The sequence below is a fragment of the Macrococcus equipercicus genome (assembly GCF_004359525.2).
GTDB classification, from domain to species: domain Bacteria; phylum Bacillota; class Bacilli; order Staphylococcales; family Staphylococcaceae; genus Macrococcus; species Macrococcus equipercicus.
The window spans coordinates 167,180-188,176 of the sequence record NZ_SCWC02000003.1 but is presented as its reverse complement, the minus strand read 5'-3'; the positions used below and the strand labels follow the sequence as shown (position 1 = coordinate 188,176).

Annotated in this window: 24 protein-coding genes; 6 read left to right on the top strand and 18 right to left on the bottom strand. The window is 44.5% G+C overall.

Annotated features, from left to right (window positions below):
• Positions 1-274 precede the first annotated feature (274 nt).
• Positions 275-1,564: a DUF1958 domain-containing protein gene (locus ERX35_RS06075; protein ID WP_149459034.1), complete on the top strand. Its 1,290-nt coding sequence runs from the start codon at positions 275-277 to the stop codon at positions 1,562-1,564.
• A gap of 32 nt (positions 1,565-1,596) precedes the next feature.
• Here the strand turns inward: ERX35_RS06075 and tcaB are convergent, their stop codons facing one another.
• Positions 1,597-2,811, bottom strand: a complete 1,215-nt coding sequence (tcaB, locus tag ERX35_RS06070; protein WP_149459033.1) for a putative multidrug effflux MFS transporter TcaB — start codon at positions 2,809-2,811, stop codon at positions 1,597-1,599.
• Positions 2,812-2,932: 121 nt separating this feature from the next.
• Between tcaB and ERX35_RS06065 the strand changes: the two genes are divergently transcribed.
• The 3 genes from ERX35_RS06065 (at position 2,933) to ERX35_RS06055 (ending at position 6,152) form a co-directional block, all read left to right on the top strand.
• Positions 2,933-4,390, top strand: a complete 1,458-nt coding sequence (locus ERX35_RS06065) for an NAD-dependent succinate-semialdehyde dehydrogenase (protein ID WP_149459032.1) — start codon at positions 2,933-2,935, stop codon at positions 4,388-4,390.
• A gap of 150 nt (positions 4,391-4,540) precedes the next feature.
• Positions 4,541-4,984, top strand: a complete 444-nt coding sequence (locus tag ERX35_RS06060) for a MarR family winged helix-turn-helix transcriptional regulator (RefSeq protein WP_149459031.1) — start codon at positions 4,541-4,543, stop codon at positions 4,982-4,984.
• Positions 4,968-6,152: an MFS transporter gene (locus ERX35_RS06055; protein WP_246143132.1), complete on the top strand. Its 1,185-nt coding sequence runs from the start codon at positions 4,968-4,970 to the stop codon at positions 6,150-6,152. Before ERX35_RS06060 ends, ERX35_RS06055 begins: the two co-directional genes overlap by 17 nt.
• A gap of 14 nt (positions 6,153-6,166) precedes the next feature.
• Here ERX35_RS06055 and desA read toward each other — a convergent pair whose 3' ends face one another.
• The 7 genes from desA to ERX35_RS06020 all read right to left on the bottom strand — a co-directional run bounded on the left by desA (position 6,167) and on the right by ERX35_RS06020 (position 11,361).
• Positions 6,167-7,168: a Delta(5) desaturase DesA gene (gene desA / locus ERX35_RS06050; protein ID WP_149459030.1), complete on the bottom strand. Its 1,002-nt coding sequence runs from the start codon at positions 7,166-7,168 to the stop codon at positions 6,167-6,169.
• Positions 7,169-7,414: 246 nt separating this feature from the next.
• Entirely contained in the window at positions 7,415-8,428 is a 1,014-nt protein-coding gene (gene moaA, locus ERX35_RS06045; protein WP_149459029.1) for a GTP 3',8-cyclase MoaA, read from the bottom strand.
• Positions 8,421-8,996 carry a molybdenum cofactor guanylyltransferase gene (gene mobA, locus ERX35_RS06040; protein ID WP_149459028.1) on the bottom strand — a complete coding sequence of 192 codons (576 nt, stop codon included), beginning with the start codon at positions 8,994-8,996 and terminating at the stop codon, positions 8,421-8,423. The genes moaA and mobA overlap by 8 nt, the downstream gene beginning before the upstream one ends.
• Entirely contained in the window at positions 8,993-9,226 is a 234-nt protein-coding gene (gene moaD, locus ERX35_RS06035; RefSeq protein ID WP_149459027.1) for a molybdopterin converting factor subunit 1, read from the bottom strand. The genes mobA and moaD overlap by 4 nt, the downstream gene beginning before the upstream one ends.
• Entirely contained in the window at positions 9,226-9,672 is a 447-nt protein-coding gene (locus ERX35_RS06030) for a molybdenum cofactor biosynthesis protein MoaE (protein ID WP_149459026.1), read from the bottom strand. The genes moaD and ERX35_RS06030 overlap by 1 nt, the downstream gene beginning before the upstream one ends.
• A complete protein-coding gene (gene mobB / locus ERX35_RS06025; protein WP_149459025.1) occupies positions 9,659-10,126 on the bottom strand; it encodes a molybdopterin-guanine dinucleotide biosynthesis protein B in 468 nt (155 codons plus the stop codon). The genes ERX35_RS06030 and mobB overlap by 14 nt, the downstream gene beginning before the upstream one ends.
• Positions 10,120-11,361 carry a molybdopterin molybdotransferase MoeA gene (locus ERX35_RS06020; RefSeq protein ID WP_425463255.1) on the bottom strand — a complete coding sequence of 414 codons (1,242 nt, stop codon included), beginning with the start codon at positions 11,359-11,361 and terminating at the stop codon, positions 10,120-10,122. The genes mobB and ERX35_RS06020 overlap by 7 nt, the downstream gene beginning before the upstream one ends.
• A 65-nt stretch (positions 11,362-11,426) precedes the next feature.
• Between ERX35_RS06020 and moaC the strand changes: the two genes are divergently transcribed.
• Positions 11,427-11,903, top strand: coding sequence for a cyclic pyranopterin monophosphate synthase MoaC (gene moaC / locus ERX35_RS06015; RefSeq protein WP_149459023.1), 477 nt, complete (start codon positions 11,427-11,429; stop codon positions 11,901-11,903).
• On the opposite strand, the gene ERX35_RS06010 is transcribed toward moaC, so the two are convergent.
• A complete protein-coding gene (locus tag ERX35_RS06010) occupies positions 11,904-12,389 on the bottom strand; it encodes a MogA/MoaB family molybdenum cofactor biosynthesis protein (RefSeq protein ID WP_149459022.1) in 486 nt (161 codons plus the stop codon).
• 8 nt (positions 12,390-12,397) lie between these two features.
• Entirely contained in the window at positions 12,398-13,393 is a 996-nt protein-coding gene (locus ERX35_RS06005) for a ThiF family adenylyltransferase (RefSeq protein ID WP_149459021.1), read from the bottom strand.
• A gap of 122 nt (positions 13,394-13,515) precedes the next feature.
• On the opposite strand from ERX35_RS06005, the gene fdhD reads away from it, so the two are divergent.
• A complete protein-coding gene (fdhD, locus tag ERX35_RS06000) occupies positions 13,516-14,304 on the top strand; it encodes a formate dehydrogenase accessory sulfurtransferase FdhD (protein WP_149459020.1) in 789 nt (262 codons plus the stop codon).
• Between the two features lie 41 nt (positions 14,305-14,345).
• On the opposite strand, the gene ERX35_RS05995 is transcribed toward fdhD, so the two are convergent.
• The 8 genes from ERX35_RS05995 to ERX35_RS05960 all read right to left on the bottom strand — a co-directional run bounded on the left by ERX35_RS05995 (position 14,346) and on the right by ERX35_RS05960 (position 20,985).
• Positions 14,346-15,095: a GNAT family N-acetyltransferase gene (locus tag ERX35_RS05995; RefSeq protein WP_149459019.1), complete on the bottom strand. Its 750-nt coding sequence runs from the start codon at positions 15,093-15,095 to the stop codon at positions 14,346-14,348.
• A gap of 1 nt (position 15,096) precedes the next feature.
• Positions 15,097-15,393, bottom strand: coding sequence for a hypothetical protein (locus ERX35_RS05990; RefSeq protein ID WP_149459018.1), 297 nt, complete (start codon positions 15,391-15,393; stop codon positions 15,097-15,099).
• Positions 15,383-15,703: a hypothetical protein gene (locus ERX35_RS05985; protein WP_170234565.1), complete on the bottom strand. Its 321-nt coding sequence runs from the start codon at positions 15,701-15,703 to the stop codon at positions 15,383-15,385. Before ERX35_RS05985 ends, ERX35_RS05990 begins: the two co-directional genes overlap by 11 nt.
• Positions 15,704-15,714: 11 nt before the next feature.
• Positions 15,715-16,848 carry a thiolase family protein gene (locus tag ERX35_RS05980; RefSeq protein WP_149459016.1) on the bottom strand — a complete coding sequence of 378 codons (1,134 nt, stop codon included), beginning with the start codon at positions 16,846-16,848 and terminating at the stop codon, positions 15,715-15,717.
• Positions 16,826-18,160: an AMP-binding protein gene (locus tag ERX35_RS05975; protein ID WP_170234564.1), complete on the bottom strand. Its 1,335-nt coding sequence runs from the start codon at positions 18,158-18,160 to the stop codon at positions 16,826-16,828. The genes ERX35_RS05980 and ERX35_RS05975 overlap by 23 nt, the downstream gene beginning before the upstream one ends.
• Positions 18,147-18,719 (bottom strand): biotin transporter BioY, encoded by a 573-nt coding sequence (locus tag ERX35_RS05970; protein WP_149459014.1) that lies wholly within the window; start codon positions 18,717-18,719, stop codon positions 18,147-18,149. The genes ERX35_RS05975 and ERX35_RS05970 overlap by 14 nt, the downstream gene beginning before the upstream one ends.
• A gap of 118 nt (positions 18,720-18,837) precedes the next feature.
• Complete coding sequence (locus ERX35_RS05965; protein WP_149459013.1) at positions 18,838-19,764, bottom strand: iron-hydroxamate ABC transporter substrate-binding protein; 927 nt, start codon at positions 19,762-19,764, stop codon at positions 18,838-18,840.
• Positions 19,765-19,848: 84 nt separating this feature from the next.
• Complete coding sequence (locus ERX35_RS05960) at positions 19,849-20,985, bottom strand: acyl-CoA dehydrogenase family protein (RefSeq protein ID WP_149459012.1); 1,137 nt, start codon at positions 20,983-20,985, stop codon at positions 19,849-19,851.
• Positions 20,986-20,997: the final 12 nt, after the last annotated feature.

Sequence of the window (20,997 nt, the reverse complement as noted above, 5' to 3'; positions counted from 1 at the left end):
GTAGAAAGATTATAGCACTATTAAAGTTTAATTGGATATACTTTTTCTAAAAAAAGCGAACAATTATTTTGTATTGAAGGCAAATAGTACTCGAAAGTCGAATAATAAAAATTTAATAAACGCTTACAATGATAAATGATAAAGAAATATACATATAATATTTTCTTTTAATAGTTTCTTTCAAAATCTGTCCATTTTTATTGATGATACGTTAAAAACATTTATGTTACTATTAGATAATAATAACATTTACTGAACAATAAGAGGCTGACCAATGAAAACTATTTATCCCAAATTATTACTGTTACTGCTTGCGGGACAACTGCTGCTCGCTCCTGTCACTTACGCTAAAACGCCTGTTGAAATAGCAAATGAAGATGGCTATCCGATGACCGAAAACTATAATCCAAAAGGAACGATAGTCATTGCAGCGAAAAATGGGCAGGTTCTCTACTCGGATCACCCAGATGTAAAGTGGCCGCCCGCTTCTATGTCTAAACTGATGACACTGTACCTCGTCTATCAGGCGATGGACCACGGTAAGTTCAATTTAAACACTAAAGTGACGGTCAACGACAAATTTTATGAGATTTCAACACTGCCGATGCTGAGCAATAATCATTTCCGTAAAGGCGCGACTTATACGGTTGATGAACTGCTGCACATTATGCTCACCGCTTCATCGAATTCAGCGACGTTCATGCTGTCCTCGTTAGTCCACAAAGATGATTCTGACTTTGTCGATTTAATGAATAAAACAGCGTCGAAGCTCGGTATGAAGAATACGCATTACTATAACCCGGCAGGCCCTCCGAACAATCTGCTGCTGCAGTACAAGCCGGCGCGTTACCAGGAGGATGATGACAATATTTCTACTGCACGGGACTATGCAATCCTTGCCCGTCATATCGTCAATGAATATCCTCAAGTACTGAACTATACGAAGCTGCTCACTGTCACTGTCAAAAAAGGGACGATTGACGAAGAGACATTCGCCACATACAACCATTCGTTAGAAGGCGCACAGCTCAGCTACAAAGGTGTCGATGGCCTGAAAACCGGGTCAAGCGACACGGCAGGCTTTAATACGACGATTACCGGCAGAAGAAACGGCATGCGCATTATTCAAGTGATCATGGGTGTCGAAGACTGGTATGATCCGCCGGCTGAATTCAACCGCAATAAAATTGCCAATGCAATTATGGACGATGTATACAGCAAGTACAGCTACAAGAAAGTACTCAGTAAAGGCTACTACAAAAACGGTGATCAAGAACTGTACATTCATCATGACTTATATGATGTCGTCAAAAAAGGCGTTACTGGCAAACTGATTTTCAAAGATGGTAAAGCGACCTATCAGTACGCACGTTCATTTGTCTCAAAAGATACTGATGTTCCTAATGTCACTTACGAAGATTACCAGCAGTACCGCATCAAGAAATTCATCGATGACTACTTCGTCCAGCTGACAATAGGCATCACCTTATCTATTCTGGCCGGACTGATATTATTACTATATTACTATAGAAATAACATCAAGAAATTATTCAACAAACGATAAGCGTCCGAGGAGCATCTCCTCAGACGCTTTTTTTAGTGCCCGTTATCGGTCAATGTCATACGATTCAGTACAACTATTCTCAACAGCTGCGCAATGATAGAAAGAGCAATAATAATGATTAAAAAAGGAATAAAACTAGCTTCACCCATTACACCTACTAATGGTGACAAGGCGCCGCCGATTAAAAACTGGACGAGACCAAGTAATGCTGCAGCACTCCCTGCCCCCTGCCGCTGAACTTGCATAGCGAGCGAAAAACCGGTAGTACCAATCATGCTGACCGGCGCTATCAGTAAAAATAATGCACTGAAAAGCAGCCATACCGGCATATGGAACATGAGGACGATCACTGTCGCTATCATTCCTATAAACTGGATGTTCTGACCCAGCTTCAAAATAGCGCCTTCAGGCATGCGGTCTACAAGCCGGGCAGTAAACTGACTGAATAAAATAAGGCCGATTCCATTCACCGCAAACATCAAGCTGAACTGCTGCGGTGAAATACGATAAATTTTCTGGGTAATAAACGGTGACCCGGCGATATAGCTGAATAATACACCGTACGTCAATGACTGAAGCACCAGCAATACTACAAACTTCTGATTGCTGAGCAGTGCCTTGAAATCAATAAAAATAGAAGAAATTCGAGCGTTTTGACGACTTGTCTTCGGCAGACTTTCTTTGAGCATTGTACTCAGCAGAAACATAAGTATGCCGTAGCCTGCAAGAATGTAAAACACGGTCTGCCATACTGAAAAACGCAGGATGATCCCGCCGATTATCGGGGCAAGTATCGGTGCCAGTCCATTGACGAGCATGAGCATGCTCATAAACTTCGTCAGCGCTTTTCCTTTATATAAATCCGCAGAAATTGCACGGGCAATAACTGCCCCTGCTCCGCCGGCAAATCCCTGGAAAAACCGGATGAGTATTAACCAGTTAATCGTCGGAGCAACGGCTGACAACAGCGACATTAATGCATAGACTGCGAGCACGATGAGCAGCGGCTTTTTCCGCCCGACAATATCTGTGAGTGGACCAATAAACAGCTGACCGACAGCAAGACCTATCATACAAGCAGTCAGACTAAGCTGCACACTTGATGGAGTTGTCTGATAATCATCAACGACATGCGGCAGTGCCGGTAAATACATATCAAGTGACAGCGGTCCGAACGCGGCAAGCAGGCCAAGTACAACGACAAGTTTCCATTGGACCTTTGATTGAGTAGACTGAGAATGATTCATAATGACCTCCAGTGATCAAGATAATTCATTATACATTAAATCAGCGGAAGCTAATTGTTTGTTTCATGATTTTGTATGAGGGAAAATATAACTATCAAACTTATGAAAGAAGGATTAGTTAATGAGTGAAGCGATTAATAAAGTGCATCATCAGTTATTTATAGACGGTCAGTGGGTAGACGGCGACGACAAGCAGACGAAGGAAGTCATCAATCCGGCGACCGGCAAAGTAATCAAAACGATTGCTCAGGCCGGCGAAGCAGAGACGACACGCGCTATCGAAGCCGCTGATAAAGCTTTCAAAGAATGGAGCGGTATGGAACTGAAAGACCGCGTGAACATTTTGCGTAAAGCTGCAGACTTAATTGAAGAAAATGCGGATTATATCGCAGAAGTGATGACTGTTGAGCAGGGGAAACCACTTGCCGAGTCAAAACTTGAAGTCATTGACGGCGCTGAAACGTTCAGATGGAATGCTGAAGAAGCAAGAAGACTGTACGGTGAAATCATCCCGGCGCCGAACGCTCATCACTATGAAATCATCTACCAGCCGGTCGGTGTTGTGGCAGCAATTACCCCGTGGAACTTTCCATCAGGGATGGTCACACGGAAGATCGCTCCGGCACTTGCAGCAGGTAATACAGTCGTATTGAAACCATCAGGCGATACACCGCTTACAGCAATCGCTATTTTTGAGCAGCTGGAACAGGCAGGATTCCCTGCTGGAGCAGTCAACCTTGTTATGGGCGGTTCTGATGTTATCGGCCGGACGATGACTGATTCAGATACAGTCAGAAAGCTGACATTCACAGGTTCTACACCAATCGGTCAGGAACTATACAAACAATCAGCCGGCACCCTTAAAAAGCTGTCACTTGAACTGGGCGGACATGCCCCGTTCATTGTGCATTCAGATGCTGACGTCAAAGCGAGTGTTGAAGGTCTAGTCGCTGCAAAATTCCGTAATAACGGCCAAGTATGTATCGCTCCTAACCGTGTTTTCGTTCATGAAGAAATCAAAGAAGACTTCATGACTCAGCTGAAAACTGCAGTCGAAGCGCTGAAAGTCGGTAACGGTATGGAAGAAGGCACAAAGGTCGGGCCATTAATCCGCGAAGACGCTATCGACAAAATTAAAGGACAGCTTGACGATGCGCTGGCAAAAGGCGCTCAACTTGTGACAGGCGGCGAACGCCTGACAGAAGGTGCTTATGCTGAAGGCTTCTTCTTCAAACCGACGATTATTGATAACGTCAACCAATCTATGAACATTTTCTATGAGGAAACATTTGGACCGGTCGTCCCTGTCATCTCTTTCAATGACATCGATCAGGTCATTGCAATGGCAAATGATACAGAATTTGGACTTGCATCTTATGCTTATGCTTCTTCTGCTAAAGTAATATTCGAATTATCAACTCGTCTGGAATACGGCATGGTCGGTATCAATGAAGTGAAAATCTCTAATCCTGAAACACCATTCGGCGGTGTTAAACATTCAGGCTTCGGCCGCGAGAACAGTCACCTCGGCTTGAAAGAATATGTCGTTGAAAAATTCGTCAACACACGTTATCTTTAATTTCACCTCAGCACTTTAAGGACTTTGTAATAGTCCTTAAAGTGCTTTTTGCTTTATCTCAGTTAAATAAGTTTATCCTCTTTACAAAACAGTCGTGACCCTTTAGAATAAAATAGTTAGTTTTGCTAACTAACTATTTAGGAGGTTATTATGAACAATCAGTTATTTTTCGAAGCACTGCTTGATTTGCGGCGTTCTTATGTCGGAGAAATGGATTTTATCGTTAATAACTATCAATTATCTTCCGCCCAGTGGTTTATCTTCAAAACAATCGCACAGACTGCTCCGACGACTCTTGTAGAAGTCGCTAAGGCACGTACGATAGAAAAACCAACCGCAACGAAAATCATTCAGAAATTAGTGGAGTTAAACCTCATCCAGTCTTCTGAAGGCAGAGATAAGCGCGAGAAAATCTTATCGCTCACTGAGCACGGCCAGTCTATGTATCAGGAGATTCAGCAGCAAGTATCTACATGCCAGCAGGAATCGCTGGCCAATATCAGTGTTCCAGTCGAAGAACTGACCGCACAGCTCAATATGGTTACTCAATATTACCAGAATAGAAAGGAAGAGCGCTTTGGAAGAACATATTAAAGAGCCGTTATGGACTAAAAACTTTATTTTAGTCTCAATGATTAACTTCATCATCATGCTGTCTATGTATTTGCTGCTTGTTACTATCGGAGGCTATGCAGTGACTGAGTATCACGTCTCTACCAGCCTCGCAGGACTTGTATCAGGTATTTTCATTGTCGGTAGTTTATTCGGCAGGTTCTGGGCAGGAAAATACATCGATATTTTAGGACAGAAGAAAATTCTTATTATCGGTGGTCTTATTTTTACAATTACAACTGCCCTTTATTTCCTGTCATTCAATTTACCGCTACTCATTATCGTCAGATTATTAAACGGAATTGGCAGCGGTATTGCTTCAACAGCGACCGGTACGATTGCAGCATTTATCACACCGGTTAATAGACGCGGCGAAGGCATCAGCTACTTCAGTATGAGCACTGTGTTATCTACAGCTATCGGACCGTTTCTCGGCATGTTCCTGCTGCAGTTCATTTCATATCAGCAATTATTTATCATCTGTCTTATAATCGCGGTTATTGCACTTATTCTTATTCCAATGATTAAAATCGCCCCGCATATTGAACCTGTTAAATCCAATATGCCGAAAGGTTTGCATATCAGTGATTTCATCGATAAGAATGCCCTTCCTATCGGCTTTGTCGTGCTGATCACTTGTACAGCCTATTCAAGCGTTCTGAGCTTCATTTCATTCTTCACTAAAGAAAACGACTTAGTGACAGCGGGAAGTTTCTTCTTCCTTGTTTATGCGATTACCGTGTTATTATCCCGACCGGTGACAGGACGCATGATGGATACGAAAGGAACTAATATTGTGATGATTCCATCATTTATCAGCTTTATAATAGGGCTTGTGCTGCTTAGTCTGACTCATAATGCCCTGCTGCTATGGATCAGCGCAATATTCATCGGTTTTGGTTATGGTAACTTCCAGTCTATTGCTCAGGCAATAGCAGTCAAAGTTACAGAGCCTCATAAGATCGGTCTTGCAACATCGACTTTTTTTATCTTTCTTGATTTCGCCCTCGGTTTTGGTCCTTATGCACTCGGCAGCATCATCCCATCGACGGGCATGCATGGACTGTACGCCATTATGAGCATTGTTGTTATCATCGGACTCATCGCCTATTTATTATTACACGGAAAAAAAGCACATCTTTATCGATAAGATGTGCTTTTTGACTATTTCGCGAAACGTCTATTAAATTCGCTGAATGTAATAAATCCTTTATTGTCTTCATCATATAACTTGTACTTCAATGATTTCAAACTTTCTTTCAGTCCGATTGTCGTCGCATGGTGCAGCGGCGGTGTTTCATTATGCGCCTGTTCCAGCAGATAGTTCGGAATTCTTGGGCTTAAATGATGGACGTGATGAAAACCGATGTTCCCTGTCAGCCATTGAAACAATTTCGGCAGTCTGTAATATGAGCTGCCTTCTACAGCTGCTTTTACATAATCCCATTGTGTTTCATCTTCAAAATAAGCGTCTTCAAATGTATGCTGGATATAGAACAACCATATGCCAAGCAGACCACCTACGAACAATACAGGTCCCATTACACTGAAGAAACGTGCAGGCCCAAGCAAGTAGATGAGCAGACCATAGACAACGATGACAGCAACATTATGAATATATGTGTTGTTACGTTCTTTTGATTTTGCATCTTTCGCGTTCATTCTGTTTGAAATAAACAGCAAATATATCGGACCAAGAACAAACATCACGAATGGATGTCTGTATGCACGGTACATAAAGCGCTGCATCGGTGTCGCCTCTTTATATTCTTCTATCGTCATCATCCAAATGTCACCTGTCCCTTTTTTGTCGAGGTTACCACTCGTTGCGTGATGCGTGATATGTTCACGGCGCCACTTTTCATAAGGGAACAACGTCAGAAACCCGGAAATATTACCAAGTATTTTGTTTGCTCTCTTATCCTTGAAGAAAGATCCGTGACAGCAGTCATGGAAAATGATGAAACTTCTAATAAGGAAAAATGCACCTATTGTCCCGCAGATAATAGACAATACCAGCGAAATATCGTATACGAGGAATCCTGTCACTATGAGCAAAACATACGGAATCAACGTATTGATAATCTGAATGATGCTTATTTGCAATTCTGATTTTTCATAAGGCTTGACTGACTTTCTTAACTGTAACTTCTTATCTCTATCCATTGGTCACCTCTAAAATAATATATGAAACCGTTAAACCACCATGAATTGATAATTATTATTTGTTAATAGTATCTAGTCATAAACTTATTATACCCTATTTTCTATGAAATAACAGAATAAATAAATTCAAATAACTTCCATTATCTCACCATTTGTTATTAAGTTATAATAATTTTATATTTATATTGCATATATTAAGCATAAATTCATACACTTATTTATACTGAAATAATAAAAAAAGAGGCCTCAGCCTCCAATATAATTCATGTTTATTTTTTTCTGCTGCCTGTTTTTCACGGTTTCTGCTGTTCGTTCATCTGAATAATGATCATCTCTCTTGCGCCAGAACGCCACAAGCCGGGCTTTTAATTCTTCGTCTGATACGCCTTGTCTCAGCAGCCCCTTTAAATCAAAACCACTGCCGGCAAACAAGCAGCCGTATATTTTACCGTCTGAACTGAGTCTGACTCGAGTACAGCTGGAGCAGAATGATTCAGACACGCTTGTAATAAAACCGATTTTTGCACCGTTGTCATGCTCGTAGTACTTGGCAACTTCTCCGAAATATTTCGGCTTGACCGGCGTGATGTCATAATGCTGCTCGATCAGCTGGATCATTTCAGCTTTCGTGACGACTTGATCAAAGTTCCAGCCATTGTCATTACCGACATCCATAAATTCAATGAATCTAAGCGTAATGTTGCGGCCTTTAAAATAATCCGTCATCGCCAGCAGTTGATGATCATTCATCCCTTTTTGGACGACCATATTGACTTTAATCTGGAAGCCGAGGCCGTTGGCATAGTCGATCTGTTCGAGAATTGCTGCTGCTTTAATACCGCGTCCATTGACTTCCTCAAACACATGGTCCAGCGCGTCCAGACTAATGTTAAGACGGCGCAGTCCCGCGTCATAGAGTGCCTGTCCATGTTTTTTGAGCAGCATCCCGTTTGTCGTCAGACCGATATCTTCAATACCCGGGATTTGATTCAACGCGTTGATCAATAGCGGTAAATCGCGTCGCAATAACGGTTCCCCACCTGTTATCCGGATTTTCTTTACGCCAAGTGCCGCATATTGCGTCGCAATTCTAACCAGCTCTTCAAACGACAGCAGCTCATCTTTCGGCAGAAACACGAAGTCATCGCCGAATATTTCTTTCGGCATGCAGTAAGAACATCTGAAATTGCAGCGGTCTGTAACAGAGATGCGAAGGTCACGGATCGGCCGTCCTAATTTATCTGTTATTTGTTCAGTCATCTCGTTCACCTTCTTTCATTATAGCGAGTTCGTTCATTGTATTGATGTTCGCATACCAGTTACCCGGCACTGCTGCTACATCTATATAGTCAGTGTTCTCATTGAATAAATGGCGTAATGCAAGCTTGTCATTGTCAAGCAGCTGTTTGATGACCGCCTTTAAATGGTGCGGGTATATTCCGATCGTCCCATGTATTTGACTGTCATCACGGTATACTGTCAGCTGTCCTTCATACTGCTTTATGAGATGATGTAATGCTGCAGTCGTTATAAACGGTGTATCTACTGAAATCACTAAATAGGCGTCTGCGGGACAGGCTGTCATAACAGAATAAATTCCTGCCAGCGGTCCACGGTTTTTATAGTGATGCTGATCAATCACGACTGGATAGTCTTGAAACCTTTCAGCAATTGCTTCATTGGAACTGATAACCAGCTTGTCAAACTGCCCACTTAACTCTAATGTTTGTGCGACACACTTATAAAATGGCTCACTGTCAAGTTCATAAAAAGCTTTCTGACTGCCGAACCGCCGAGATTCGCCGCCTGCCAGTATAATAGCGATCAACCGCCGCTCACCGGCGGAATCAGGGCGATGACATCCCCGTTGTTGACCAGCTCTTCATCGCTCACTACTTCTTCATTCACTGCAATCTGAAATTTTTCTCCCTGCAGAAAAGGATAGGTTTCATTCAAATGCTTTCTGAACTCTTTCACGCTGAGTTCATTGCTGAAAGTAAAGTTATCTTCTGTGCGATTGATCAGTTCTTTAATATGTGCAAAGTACAGTACTCTCATTAATGTTCCTCCTTGTAGGATGAATGATACCCTTTTTGGCCGCCCATCCATTCCTCGCCATCTTCCCATATTTCCTTTTTCCATATAGGGACGATTTCTTTAATACGTTCGATTGCATATTCATTGGCCGCATAGCTGTCTTTCCGGTGCGGAGACGACACGGCGATAACGACGGCGATATCCGAAATTTGAAGTGCTCCTATTCTGTGTCCGATTGCTGTCACCGTACCCGGCCAGCGTTCACTGATTTCTTCGCCGATCTGTGCCAGCTTCTTCTCAGCCATAGGGATATAGGATTCATACTCAAGATACTCCGTCTTCACCCCTTTTGTCCATTCACGGACGATTCCCGTGAAGACACAGACGGCGCCCTGCTTTGGATTGACAGTGTATTTCCGGTAAGTTTCCGGGTCAAGCGGTGTCGTTACTACTTCAAATGGTTTCATCATTAATCAGTCCCTGTATAATGTCTGTGTAATTGATTGTGCTGATCGCGTCTGTATATATTACTTGAGTAATAGTTGTGAGGTCGAGCAGTTCTTTGTCACTTTCACTTCTCAGCAGGACGATTTTGGGGTAATCAGCCTGCTTGTAGCCTTCGACTAAAATAATGTCTGGAGCTGACGATACTTCATTGATGAGTTCGTCGAGTGATGATTCACTTTTTTTCAGCAGCTTATGCACATAGTGATAGCCTTCAACAATACTTTCGGCTGCTCCGCTTTCCATGTAAGTCACATGATCTCGCTTAAGAGGAATATCAATCTCGTTCCCCGACTTGTCTCCGTGGTGTTTAATGACCGCGACTGTCAGCTGCAGCTTTCGTGCAGCACGGATCAACTGATTGATCACCGTCGTTTTTCCGCTTTTTTTGTAGCCGACGACTTGCAGCACTACCATGAAGCGACATCCGTCAGTTTCGTAATGATGACCTGCACTTTGTCTCCCGCCTGAAATCCGCGTGTTCCACCTGGCAGCATAATCATACTATTGCTCTTAGCAATAGCGACGACCGCGTTACTCTTATTAAATCCGGCAGGCTTGACTGTCCGGTTGATCACATCAAGTTCTGCCCGGATAAAGCGCGTAAATGGATTAGCCTTCAAGAAATCTTCCGTCAGTTCCGCTTCAATGACCGGTGAATAGCAGTTAGTTGCTCCCATCAGTTTCTTAATGACTGGTTTCGCGAACAGCTCAAACCCTGAATAACAGGCTGACGGGTTTCCGGACAGTCCGAAGAGCAACTGGTTTTCCAGCGACGCTACTGTCGTCACGCTGCCCGGCCGCATCGCTACTTTATTGAACAGCACATCCGCTTCAAGTGCCTTGTAAATATCGGGCATATAGTCATAGTCTCCGACCGATACGCCGCCTGTCGTAATAATGATATCATGCGTTTGAAGCGCTTCTTTGATGAGCGCCAGCAGATGGTCATAATCATCGGCAGTCACTTCATAAGTCGCTGCCTTAATACGTAGTTCAGCGAGCTGGCCTGCAATCATCGGGCCATTGGAGTTCCGGATTTTCCCCGGTGTCAGCGGTTCGTCGATGGCTGCAAGCTCTGTGCCTGTGGCAATCAGCGCCACTGAAGGTTTCCTTCTCACTGGCACAGTGCTGTAAGAAAATGTCGCGAGTACGGCCTGTACGCCTGCAGTAATGAGAGTGCCTGCCGGCAGCACCAGTTCGCCAGCTTTACATTCTTCTCCCTGCACCGCAATATTCTCTCCGGATTTGAAAGATTTGCGCACAGTAAACCCTTCTTCTGTCTCAACCGTCTGTTCAAGCATAACAACGGCATCTGCCCCTTCTGGTATAGGCGCTCCAGTCATAATACGCACTGCTTCATTCTGCTGCACCGCGTGACTGCTGACGGCACCTGCCCCAATATGATCGACTGTACGGAAGCTGATCCGGTTATCTCCGCTTGCACCTATTGTATCCACACTTCTCACGGCATAACCGTCATATGGTGATTTATCGAACATTGGTATATCATAAGTCGCAGTAATTGCTTCCGCTGTGTAATAACCCAAACTGTCAGCCAGCGGCACTGTAATGACAGGCAGCTTGTGAGCATGTGCCATACAGCGGGCTACTGCTTCCTCAACAGGTATAGGTGTTCGTTTTTCGAGCATTGTCATCCTTCTTTCTCATTTAACGTACGTCCTTTATAATGATTATATAGGAAAGGGTGAAACGAATGAATCAATTAACACATTTTAATGATGAAGGCCGTGCGCACATGGTCGATGTTTCCGCAAAAGAAGTGACGGCACGGACTGCTGTTGCTGTCAGCTCCATCGAAGTGAATCATATGATTTATGACCAGATCATCAATCAGTCGAACCGTAAAGGCGACGTACTTGCTGTCGCACAAGTGGCAGGTATTATGGCCGCAAAAGATACATCGCGCATCATCCCGATGTGCCATCCATTGGCACTAAGCGGCATCAATATAAGCTTCAGCTGGGAAACGGACGAAAAATATATATTGCATATAGAATGCACTGTTAAAACAAAAGGATTGACCGGCGTTGAGATGGAAGCGCTGACAGGTGCTTCCGTCACTGCGCTGACTATTTACGATATGACAAAGGCAGTCGATAAAGGAATGATTATCGGACCGACTTACCTCATCCACAAATCCGGCGGCAAATCGGGTGACTTCAGTCGTTAGCTATTTGTTCAGCTCATGCACAATATGGAAGATCTCCTGTGTAACAAGCCTGCTCATCGCGAGATTCACCGCACCGACTGAACCTGGAAGACAGAAGATGACACGGCTGCCGGCGGTACCGCAAAATGCACGAGACAGCATAGCTTTTGTGCCGACGTCTTCTGTAAAGCTTAAATACCGGAAGAGTTCACCGAATCCTTCCAGTTCTTTGGCGACAAGCGGCTTGACCGCTTCGATTGTAACATCACGCTGTGCTACACCGGTGCCGCCTGTCGTAATAACGGCATCCACATGCCGAAGCATCTCTGTCACTGCCTGCTGAATAACAAGAACATCATCAGTGACAATCTTGTACTGCTTGACAGTGATATCGTTCGCTTCAAGCGCATGGATAACCGCCTGACCGCCTTTATCCGTCTCTGTTGTCCTTGTATCACTGACGGTCAGTACGCCTGCTGTAATTGCTTTAAATATATTATCATGCATATAATCACCTACCCGAATAATTGATGGAACACTGTTTTTGCTTCGTTGATGGACTTAATATCATGGATCAGCAGACGGCCGCCCGGAAACCACATCATCGGTTTCTCATTGAATTGGAAGCGAATAAAATAAGGGGTTTTCTGATAATTCATATCGCGGTCTGATAGAAAACGCTCTAGTTCTGCCGCATTATCCGTAACACGGCGGAACTGCACGGTATTGCGACCGCACAGCATGGTCTCCTGCTGAGTATCAGCGAGATAAGGGAATGTCGGGTGGACACCGCATGTCACACAGTCCGGCTTCTTTGTTCGACCGAATTTAAGCGTCGTATGGTCATTATTCCAGACATCGCCGTAAATAAGCTTGGCGTCGAATGGTATACCGGTTAATATTTTCATGGCGTAGACCGATTGAAAGCTTGCCGCCAGACTGACAGCGGGCTCAATAATACCGACTGTATCGCACGTCCGGTTCATGACCGGCAGACTGCCGAGCGCACAGTTGAAGCACGGCGTGACGCCCGGTATAAAGGCACAGGCAGCATACGTCGCTTCGACGCAGGCGCCGTAAATCCATGGAATGGTTGTTTTATAGCTGAAATCATTGATGGTCTGGCGCACTTCAAAGTTATCAGTCCCGTCAATCAGCAAGTCACATGACGCGAAATAATCATGTAGCGCCGCTGCATCACAATGGTCGATATGCGCTGTAATCATGACCTCGCTGTCAATCTGTTCAAGCTGTTTTTTAGCTGCTATTACTTTCGGCAGTGATTCTACTGCATCTCGTTCTACGAACAATGTCTGGCGCTGCAGATTGGACAGTTCCACGTAGTCGCGGTCAATAATAATGAGCCGCTTGACGCCTGCTCTTACGAGGGTGCTCGCAGTATGCGTACCAAGCGCCCCCATACCGATAATACCGACCGTTTTAGTATTGATGCGCGATTGCCCGGCCCGGCCGATATGATTAAACTTTTCCTGTCTGTCATAGCGATTCATATATATTCCTCAACTTCTTAAATTTAATGAAACCCATTTCTTTCATTCTACTCTTTCTATAAAATGTTTCCAATATATATGATAATTCCATTGGTGTATACTAGCAGTGAGGAGGCGTCGTGATGAAAGAAGAAATCGCCGGACATCAGTCCATCATCAAATATCAGAACAATGAATTCACTACAGTCGACGATATGATCGCAACAGAATTTCCGCTCACTCTATATGTTAACCGCGAGGAGTTTGCGACAATTGTCTGCAGCCCGACACACCTGCAGGAGCTCGTGCTCGGCTTTTTGGCATCAGAAGGCGTCATTAGACGCCGCGCTGATATCCAGGATATTCATCTGGATGACAGTAAAGGCTTCTGTCATATCACACTGACTAAAGAACTTACTCATAACACTGCTCATTATTCCAAGCGGATGATCAGCTCATGCTGCGGTAAAAGCCGTGAATTTTACTTCGTCAGCGATGCGGCGACCGCCAAAGTTTCGATGACCGATAAAACCATCAAGGCAGATGAGATTATTTATATGATGGAGCAGCTTCAACAGAGCAGCACGAACTTCAAACAAACAGGCGGCCTTCATAACGCAGCGATCAGTGACGGTCATGACTTTTACATCCACCGTTCAGATATCGGTAGACACAATGCACTTGATAAACTATACGGCTACTGCATTGAACAACATATTCCAATCCGGGACAAAGTACTTATCTTCTCCGGGCGAATTTCCTCGGAAATATTAATCAAAGCATCCAAAATAGGTGTAGGTATTATTTTATCTAAATCTGCCCCGACTGATCTCGCGATCAAGCTTGCTCATGACTTGAATATTACTGCAGTCGGCTTTATCCGGAATGGTTCGTTCAATATATACAGCCACCCGCAGCGCATCGTTAAATAAAACGCCCAGGCAAATGCCTGGGCGTTTATAGTGAGGAAAAGTTATTCTGTTTTCAGTAATTCATAACGTTCACTGATTTTTCTATATCCCTGCTTCTGGTACATATCACGTGCGGTATCATCGCCGTCTGCAATCAATATGACAGAACGCTGCCCCGCCCGCTCCCAGACAAAGTGCTGCAGTTGACTGCCGATACCGCGCCCTTGGAACACCTTTCTGACATAAAAATCATCAAGTTCAACAGTCTGCTTATTAAGAATCGCTTCAAGCTTACCTGCGGGTTCACCGTCCATATAGGCAATGAGCTGTATGACTGACGGATCCATTAAATCTCTCGTATGCGTTGTCCGCTTCAGTTCGACGAATTCCTCGCCGTATTCTATTTCACTCTCACGGCAGACGACTAGAAAGTCATTAAATGCTTTTCCCCGCTCCAGCACTTCAACGATTTGCACACGCGGATTGCAGGATGCCGTCAGCTGACTTGTATCAGCTTTATAAAGCTCCATCTTGTTAAGTGTGAAGCCATAATCCCGGCTCAGAGCCAGCAGTTGATCAGACAGCTCCATGTTTTCCGGGAACAGGAACAATAAATGCTGCTGCCCTCTTTCCAGATGGAAGTTCTGCTGGGCTGCGATATCCTCTTTAAACTGCTCAACAGTCGGCATGACTTTGTATTCATAGTAATTGGCATAATATTTAATCAGCTGTGACGGTGTATGGTAATGCGTCAAGCGCGCGTTCTCCAGATAGTGCTCTGCGTCACGCTTTGTCTCATTAAAGGTCAGCATGTCATCCTCCTATTAGTTCTAGTGTTCCAGTGAGTTTCAGTTCTCTTCCTGATGTTATACGATACTCTATAATGTTACCAGTCTGATGGTAATCCAGCGCAATATCTTCACCGACTAAAACCGGCTTTTTAAACGTACTTTGATTACTTTTCAGCAGCGGCAGTTCCAGACTATGAATAATATAATGGACGAGAAGATTTCCCGGAATGACAGGGATGTCTTTTTGGTGAATGCTGTTTCCATCATTTAAAAGCGATGTGTAAGCTGTCACCTGCTCGGTCGTGATCTCAATTTTCATCATGGCCCTCCTGCACAAACGTAGAATGGACTCTTGCCCGCACGACCGGCCCATCATAATAAACCAGCTCATACGTATACTGCTGAAACTGCTTTATTTTACGACTGTCTTTCAGCATAATTTTTACAGTGTAAGTTTTATCCGGTCTGACATTGTTATGAATCACACGCTGTCTTGTATGATAGATGATATTATTGAAAGCTGCCGACGTCTCGCTCATAAACCAGGCTTTCGGCAGCAGTGCATCAGGCACTGCATTTTCATGCAGTAAAAACTCCGAGATTTCTTCAGTTTTAAAGCAAATCTTCACGGTTTCCAATTTCAGCCCACACTTTCAAATAATGTTGAAATACCCTGCCCTCCGCCGATGCCGATTGCTGCTAATATCCGGCCGTGCCGCTGACAGCTTCTTGCGACAAGCATAGCGCCGCTCGCTGCATACGGATGTCCAAATGCGAGTGCACCGCCCGACACATTCAACTTATTATCTTTAATGCCAAGTTTGCTGCAGCTCGCTACTACTTGAGAGGCAAATGCTTCATTAAACTCCACATAGTTGATATCATTGATAGTCAGCTGCAGCCGGCCGAGCAGTTTTTCCGTGGAAGCTACAGGACCGATGCCCGCAACATTCGGTGATACACCTGCTGCTGCTGAATCGATGAACTTAAGCTTCGGCTGCAGACCGAATGCGTTCACAACTTTCTCGGAGACGACTAGTGCCAGTGCTGCGCCGTCGTTCAGACGGCAGGCATTACCAATAGTCACCGTGCCGCCCGGTAATAGCGGCTTGTATCGTGCTAACTTTACTTGCGCAATGTCACTTCTCAGCCCTTCATCATGTGTCTGCCACTCACCGTTCACTTTAACCGGAATACTCTCTTCTACCATCAGCCGGCTATTCAACGCGGCCCGCTGATAACTCAAGAAAGCATAATGATCCTGTGCTTCCCGTGAAACGTTATAAGTCTGCGCAACATTTTCAGCCGCTTCAATCATTGTCGGGTCGCCGATATCACTCGGAGCAAAACGAGCTTTCGTATAAAAAGATAACGGCTCACTACCATATAATGTCTTCGGTTTCATCATCTTCCACGGTGCACGGCTGACCGATTCAACGCCGCCCGCAAAATAAATATCTCCTGCACCGCTCTGCACAAGCCGGCATGCCTGATTGACTGCTTCTAATCCTGAGCCGCACTGCCGGTCCACTGTGACACCCGGGATATGTGCAGGAAGCCCCGCATATAATAAGGATAATCTTGCAATATTGCCGCCCGGTCCAACCGTATTGCCGATAATGACATCATCAGTTTGAGCAGTCAGCTCAGGATAACTTGCAATGAAATAGTCAAACAGCGGTTTAAGCAGCTGTTCCGGCTCCATATTTTGATACCGGCCGCCCAGTAATCCTGTAGGAATTCTTTTGCAGTCAACGATGTAAGCTATATTCATTCAGACCATACCTTTCCTGCATCGCAAAACGTGCAATCTTACCACTGTCAGTATATAAAAAATTTGTATCAACAATCCACTTTAACGGCCATTTATATTTCTCCAACTGCTTTCTTATGGTCAAGTCAGCGAACTGTCTGTCAAAATTCCCGCGCGGATGAACAATAGCCACTGCGACTTCACCGAGCAGATAATGTCTTTTTCCTGTGACCAGTACTTCATGAACATCCAGTTCGCGCTGAATTATGCTTTCTACTTCTTCCGGATAAACGTTTCTGCCGCCGACGATCAGTCGATTGTTACGCCGCCCTTTTAAGTAGAGCATGCCTTCTTCGACGTCTGCAATGTCACCCGTTGCAATCATTCCTTTATTATCCTGCTGTCCGAAATAACCGGTGAATATGTAAGGACTGCTGACAACCAGCTCTTCATCAATTAACCGATAGGTAACATCCGGAAAGAATCGACCAGCACTCGCCGGAAATCGCTTTCTGTCTTCAGGGGTCAAATAGCTGATATAACTCGCTTCACTTGAACCGAAGTATTCATAGACAGTCATATTAGGGAACTGTTCAGCTGCCTTATGCAGCGTGTGACTTTCAAGCTTCGCACCAGAAGACAAAAAGATGAGCGGTGCATCCGTCGTATGCTCTGTCATGAGTTCCAGCATGGAAGGAACACCAAATATGGCCGTTTGTTCTGTGCCGCTGATCATTCGCCCCGCCTGGAAGGATGACATGAGCCGTATTTCTTTCCCGGCATATAAGGCGCTGACCGCTGCAAACAATGTCAGTGAATGGTAAAGCGGCCCGCCGGCGATAAAGAGATCGACATCCTGCAGCTGGAAAACTTCGTCATTCATTGTGAAGCTTGCAAGCCATGATGCTTCGCTCCGCCGGTAGCCTTTCGGTATCCCGGTCGTTCCGGAAGTAAATCCTGTAAACAACTCTTCTTTATCCTCGCGAATCGCTCTTACTTCATAAATTTCACCCATCTGCTGTACCTTCGCCAGAAATGCTTCTCCGTCCTCTATCATTATATCCGGCTTAATCTGCTGCAGCAGCTGGTCATTATAAGGGTGTTCAGGATGAAGCAAAAAAGGACGTGCTCCTTGAAGGACACATCCTAAAAACAATGGGACATACAGCCGTTCATTGGCCAGTGTAAAAGCGACTTTGAGCGGTTTGTTGTAACTATCCAAATAACCCGCTGTCAGACGCATGATGTGCTGCAGTTCACTATAGCTCATGCATTGATCATCAAACTGGATGGCCGCCCCGTCATACTGCAATATACGCTCAGCGACTGCCATACTGAACACCCGGCTCAATATAGCGTCTGACTGAAGGAACTGCACGCAGTTTCACGGCGACAAAAGCTGCAACGAGTGATTTCACAAGGTCGCCCGGAAGGAACACTAAGACGGATTTATACGCTGTTAATAATGGCATGCCGATATTAAATGCCATGAACGTACCACCGATAAGGTTACATAAAAAGGCACCGATAAGACCATTCACTAAAAATACTTGCCACACATTCATCTGCTGGAATCGTTTCTCAGTCAACCAGCCGATTAAATAAGCGATGATAGGAAACGATAAAATATAGCCGCCGCTTGGACCGAAGAACAATGCCAGACCACCCCGGCCGCCTGACAACAACGGCAGGCCGCATGCGACTAAAACCGTAAATAATAAGACACTCAATCCGCCGAGCTTTCTACCAAGCAGACAGCCCGCTAAAATAATTCCTAAGTTCTGAAATGTAAACGGCACTCCGATTGCCGGAATCGGAATAGCCGGTAATATACCAAGCACTGCAATAACAGCCGCAAACATCGCGACAATAACCATGTCTTTCGTCTTCATTAACAAATCCCCCTTTTTCAATTAATATGATTATAGCAATATTGTTAACTTAAATAAATAAAAAGTTTACAATAAACAAAAACGCTTATCTGAAATTCAGATAAGCGTCCTTGTTATATTATTCCGCTACTTTTAATAGTTCTTTTTTCAGTACGTCTCGCTGGTATTCAAGAGAGATCGGATCGTTGAACCAGAAGTCTTCTGAATCATATTGAATCACATGGTTGTTTTTCACGGCATCTAAGTTTTTCCATACATTTGACTCAACGATGCTGTTTGAAATTTTGCCTGTATCGCTTGAGATCATCAAAATATCCCCTGAGTATTTCCCGATCTGTTCAGCTGAAATTTCTTTCCAGCCTGTAGGTTTGACGTCTTTCGTCACCGCTTCAGGCATATTCAGCCCGAATGCCTGATAGATGATTTCTGAACCACGGCCCCAGTTATCGCCGTAGACATAGATTTTTTTCTGGAAGATCTGATAGATAGCGACTGTTTTATCCGCACCGATTTTAGCTTTGATTTCCTTGCCGTCTTGAGCGGTCTTCTCTTTCCACTGATCAACGAATGCTTTCGCTTCTTTTTCTTTCCCTAATATTTTTCCAAGTTCTTCATGAATCTCAAGATAACCGTGTTTCGCATAGTTCACCGGTATCGTCGGAGCAATTTTTGCATACTTTGCATTGTTCTTATCGGTATCGAATGAAATGATCAGATCAGGTTTTAACTCAACAATCTTCTCAACATCACCTGCTCCGAGCTGCACTACGCCGTCCAGTTTCGGTTTCAAAATGTCTGATTGAAACGCGTAAGCATCAACGCCTACTGGTTTCACGCCAAGGTCAAGCAGGTTACCTGTGTAGCTTGCTCCCATCAGTACAATACGTTTCGGTTGTTTAGGAATTTTGATTGTTTTCCCGTTGTCCAGTTTATAGTTAACTTTGCTTGAACTATCAGCTGTGCCTGATTTCTTATCCGTTGATGTATTGCCACATGCAGCCAGTGTTAACAAGCATGCAATCATTAGTATAAGCCACTTCTTCATTGTCTTCCTCCTAATTGAGATTCATTCTCATTTATAATTCTTTTTCATCATACTAGTAAAAAAATGCTTTCGCAACTTATTTTTTTAAGATAATTGATTTTTTGCCTGCTCAGCCAGCAGACGAATAACAGCGTCATCCATCGGCGGATTGTGAAGCCCGGCCCGGACACTTCGGTAACGGCGCTCGGTCACACCGTCCTGCTCCAGACTTTTAGCTCCCATAATACGCATCGCGATATCGACAATCTCCTGCGCGTAGTTAACGACAATGTATTTCGCTGCGCTGAAAGTCGGCCCGAGATTATTCTCACTTGTCAGCTGTGCTGCATGGTAGAGAAAGTGTCGGGCAGTCATGAGTTTCAGCTCCATTTCTCCGAGCTTCATCTCTATATGCGGCAAGTCGGCAATCACGCCTTGAATAGAGTTGGGCGAATGTGCCACAGCAAAATGAACCGCATCATCATGAGCGCCTTGAGCGATGCCTAGATAAACACTTGGAATATGCATGAGCCATGCATTTCCCTGTCTTCTACGGCTTACTTCCACTAAATATCGATCCGGTACAAAAACATCGGTCAATATTAAGTCATGACTTGCAGTCGCACGCATACCCATAACATTCCACGTTTCAACAATTTCCGCACCCGCTGTATGGGCCGGCACGTAGAAAAAGCACATGGCTTCTTTCTCTTCAACAAAAGTCCCTACTATGTAATGCGTCAGCCGGTGACTCATCGATACATATGTTTTAACGCCGTTCAAAAGCCAGCCATCTTCATGTCTTACTGCATGGGTAGCCGGTTTGCCGCCGCGTGTCGGACTGCCTGTCTCTGCTTCAGAGACAACGCGGTTGGCAATTCCACCGTTCACTATATCCTCTGTAAACTGCTCCATCATCTCAGCCGACCAGAGATTGCCGCCGAATACTTCACCGACGATACCAAGATGCCAGCCGATTGCCAAAGCTGTCGATTCATCATAAGACGCCAGCACTTCCTGCAGCAGTATGACAGATTTAATATCACAGCCGAACCCCCCTCTTGCTGCCGGGAGTGACAATCGATTATAGCCATGTTCAAGCAGCCAGTCGATCAGTTCATGATTCAGTCTACTTTCTTTATCAGCCTGCTTCGCCGATGTTTTAATCCATTGTTGATTCTCGTCAAAACGCGCTAACCATTCGCGCTCAACAGCGGTTTCGATAAATAAGTCACGGTCCATTCCTATCACCTC

Coding starts and splice junctions, on each gene's coding strand:
- ERX35_RS06075 (WP_149459034.1), top strand. CDS start 275: ATGAAAACTATTTATCCCAAATTATTACTGTTACTGCTTGCGGGACAA.
- tcaB (WP_149459033.1), bottom strand. CDS start 2,811: ATGAATCATTCTCAGTCTACTCAATCAAAGGTCCAATGGAAACTTGTC.
- ERX35_RS06065 (WP_149459032.1), top strand. CDS start 2,933: ATGAGTGAAGCGATTAATAAAGTGCATCATCAGTTATTTATAGACGGT.
- ERX35_RS06060 (WP_149459031.1), top strand. CDS start 4,541: ATGAACAATCAGTTATTTTTCGAAGCACTGCTTGATTTGCGGCGTTCT.
- desA (WP_149459030.1), bottom strand. CDS start 7,168: ATGGATAGAGATAAGAAGTTACAGTTAAGAAAGTCAGTCAAGCCTTAT.
- moaA (WP_149459029.1), bottom strand. CDS start 8,428: ATGACTGAACAAATAACAGATAAATTAGGACGGCCGATCCGTGACCTT.
- moaD (WP_149459027.1), bottom strand. CDS start 9,226: ATGAGAGTACTGTACTTTGCACATATTAAAGAACTGATCAATCGCACA.
- ERX35_RS06030 (WP_149459026.1), bottom strand. CDS start 9,672: ATGAAACCATTTGAAGTAGTAACGACACCGCTTGACCCGGAAACTTAC.
- mobB (WP_149459025.1), bottom strand. CDS start 10,126: ATGGTAGTGCTGCAAGTCGTCGGCTACAAAAAAAGCGGAAAAACGACG.
- ERX35_RS06020 (WP_425463255.1), bottom strand. CDS start 11,361: ATGCTCGAAAAACGAACACCTATACCTGTTGAGGAAGCAGTAGCCCGC.
- moaC (WP_149459023.1), top strand. CDS start 11,427: ATGAATCAATTAACACATTTTAATGATGAAGGCCGTGCGCACATGGTC.
- ERX35_RS06010 (WP_149459022.1), bottom strand. CDS start 12,389: ATGCATGATAATATATTTAAAGCAATTACAGCAGGCGTACTGACCGTC.
- ERX35_RS06005 (WP_149459021.1), bottom strand. CDS start 13,393: ATGAATCGCTATGACAGACAGGAAAAGTTTAATCATATCGGCCGGGCC.
- fdhD (WP_149459020.1), top strand. CDS start 13,516: ATGAAAGAAGAAATCGCCGGACATCAGTCCATCATCAAATATCAGAAC.
- ERX35_RS05995 (WP_149459019.1), bottom strand. CDS start 15,095: ATGCTGACCTTTAATGAGACAAAGCGTGACGCAGAGCACTATCTGGAG.
- ERX35_RS05990 (WP_149459018.1), bottom strand. CDS start 15,393: ATGAAAATTGAGATCACGACCGAGCAGGTGACAGCTTACACATCGCTT.
- ERX35_RS05980 (WP_149459016.1), bottom strand. CDS start 16,848: ATGAATATAGCTTACATCGTTGACTGCAAAAGAATTCCTACAGGATTA.
- ERX35_RS05975 (WP_170234564.1), bottom strand. CDS start 18,160: ATGGCAGTCGCTGAGCGTATATTGCAGTATGACGGGGCGGCCATCCAG.
- ERX35_RS05970 (WP_149459014.1), bottom strand. CDS start 18,719: ATGAAGACGAAAGACATGGTTATTGTCGCGATGTTTGCGGCTGTTATT.
- ERX35_RS05965 (WP_149459013.1), bottom strand. CDS start 19,764: ATGAAGAAGTGGCTTATACTAATGATTGCATGCTTGTTAACACTGGCT.
- ERX35_RS05960 (WP_149459012.1), bottom strand. CDS start 20,985: ATGGACCGTGACTTATTTATCGAAACCGCTGTTGAGCGCGAATGGTTA.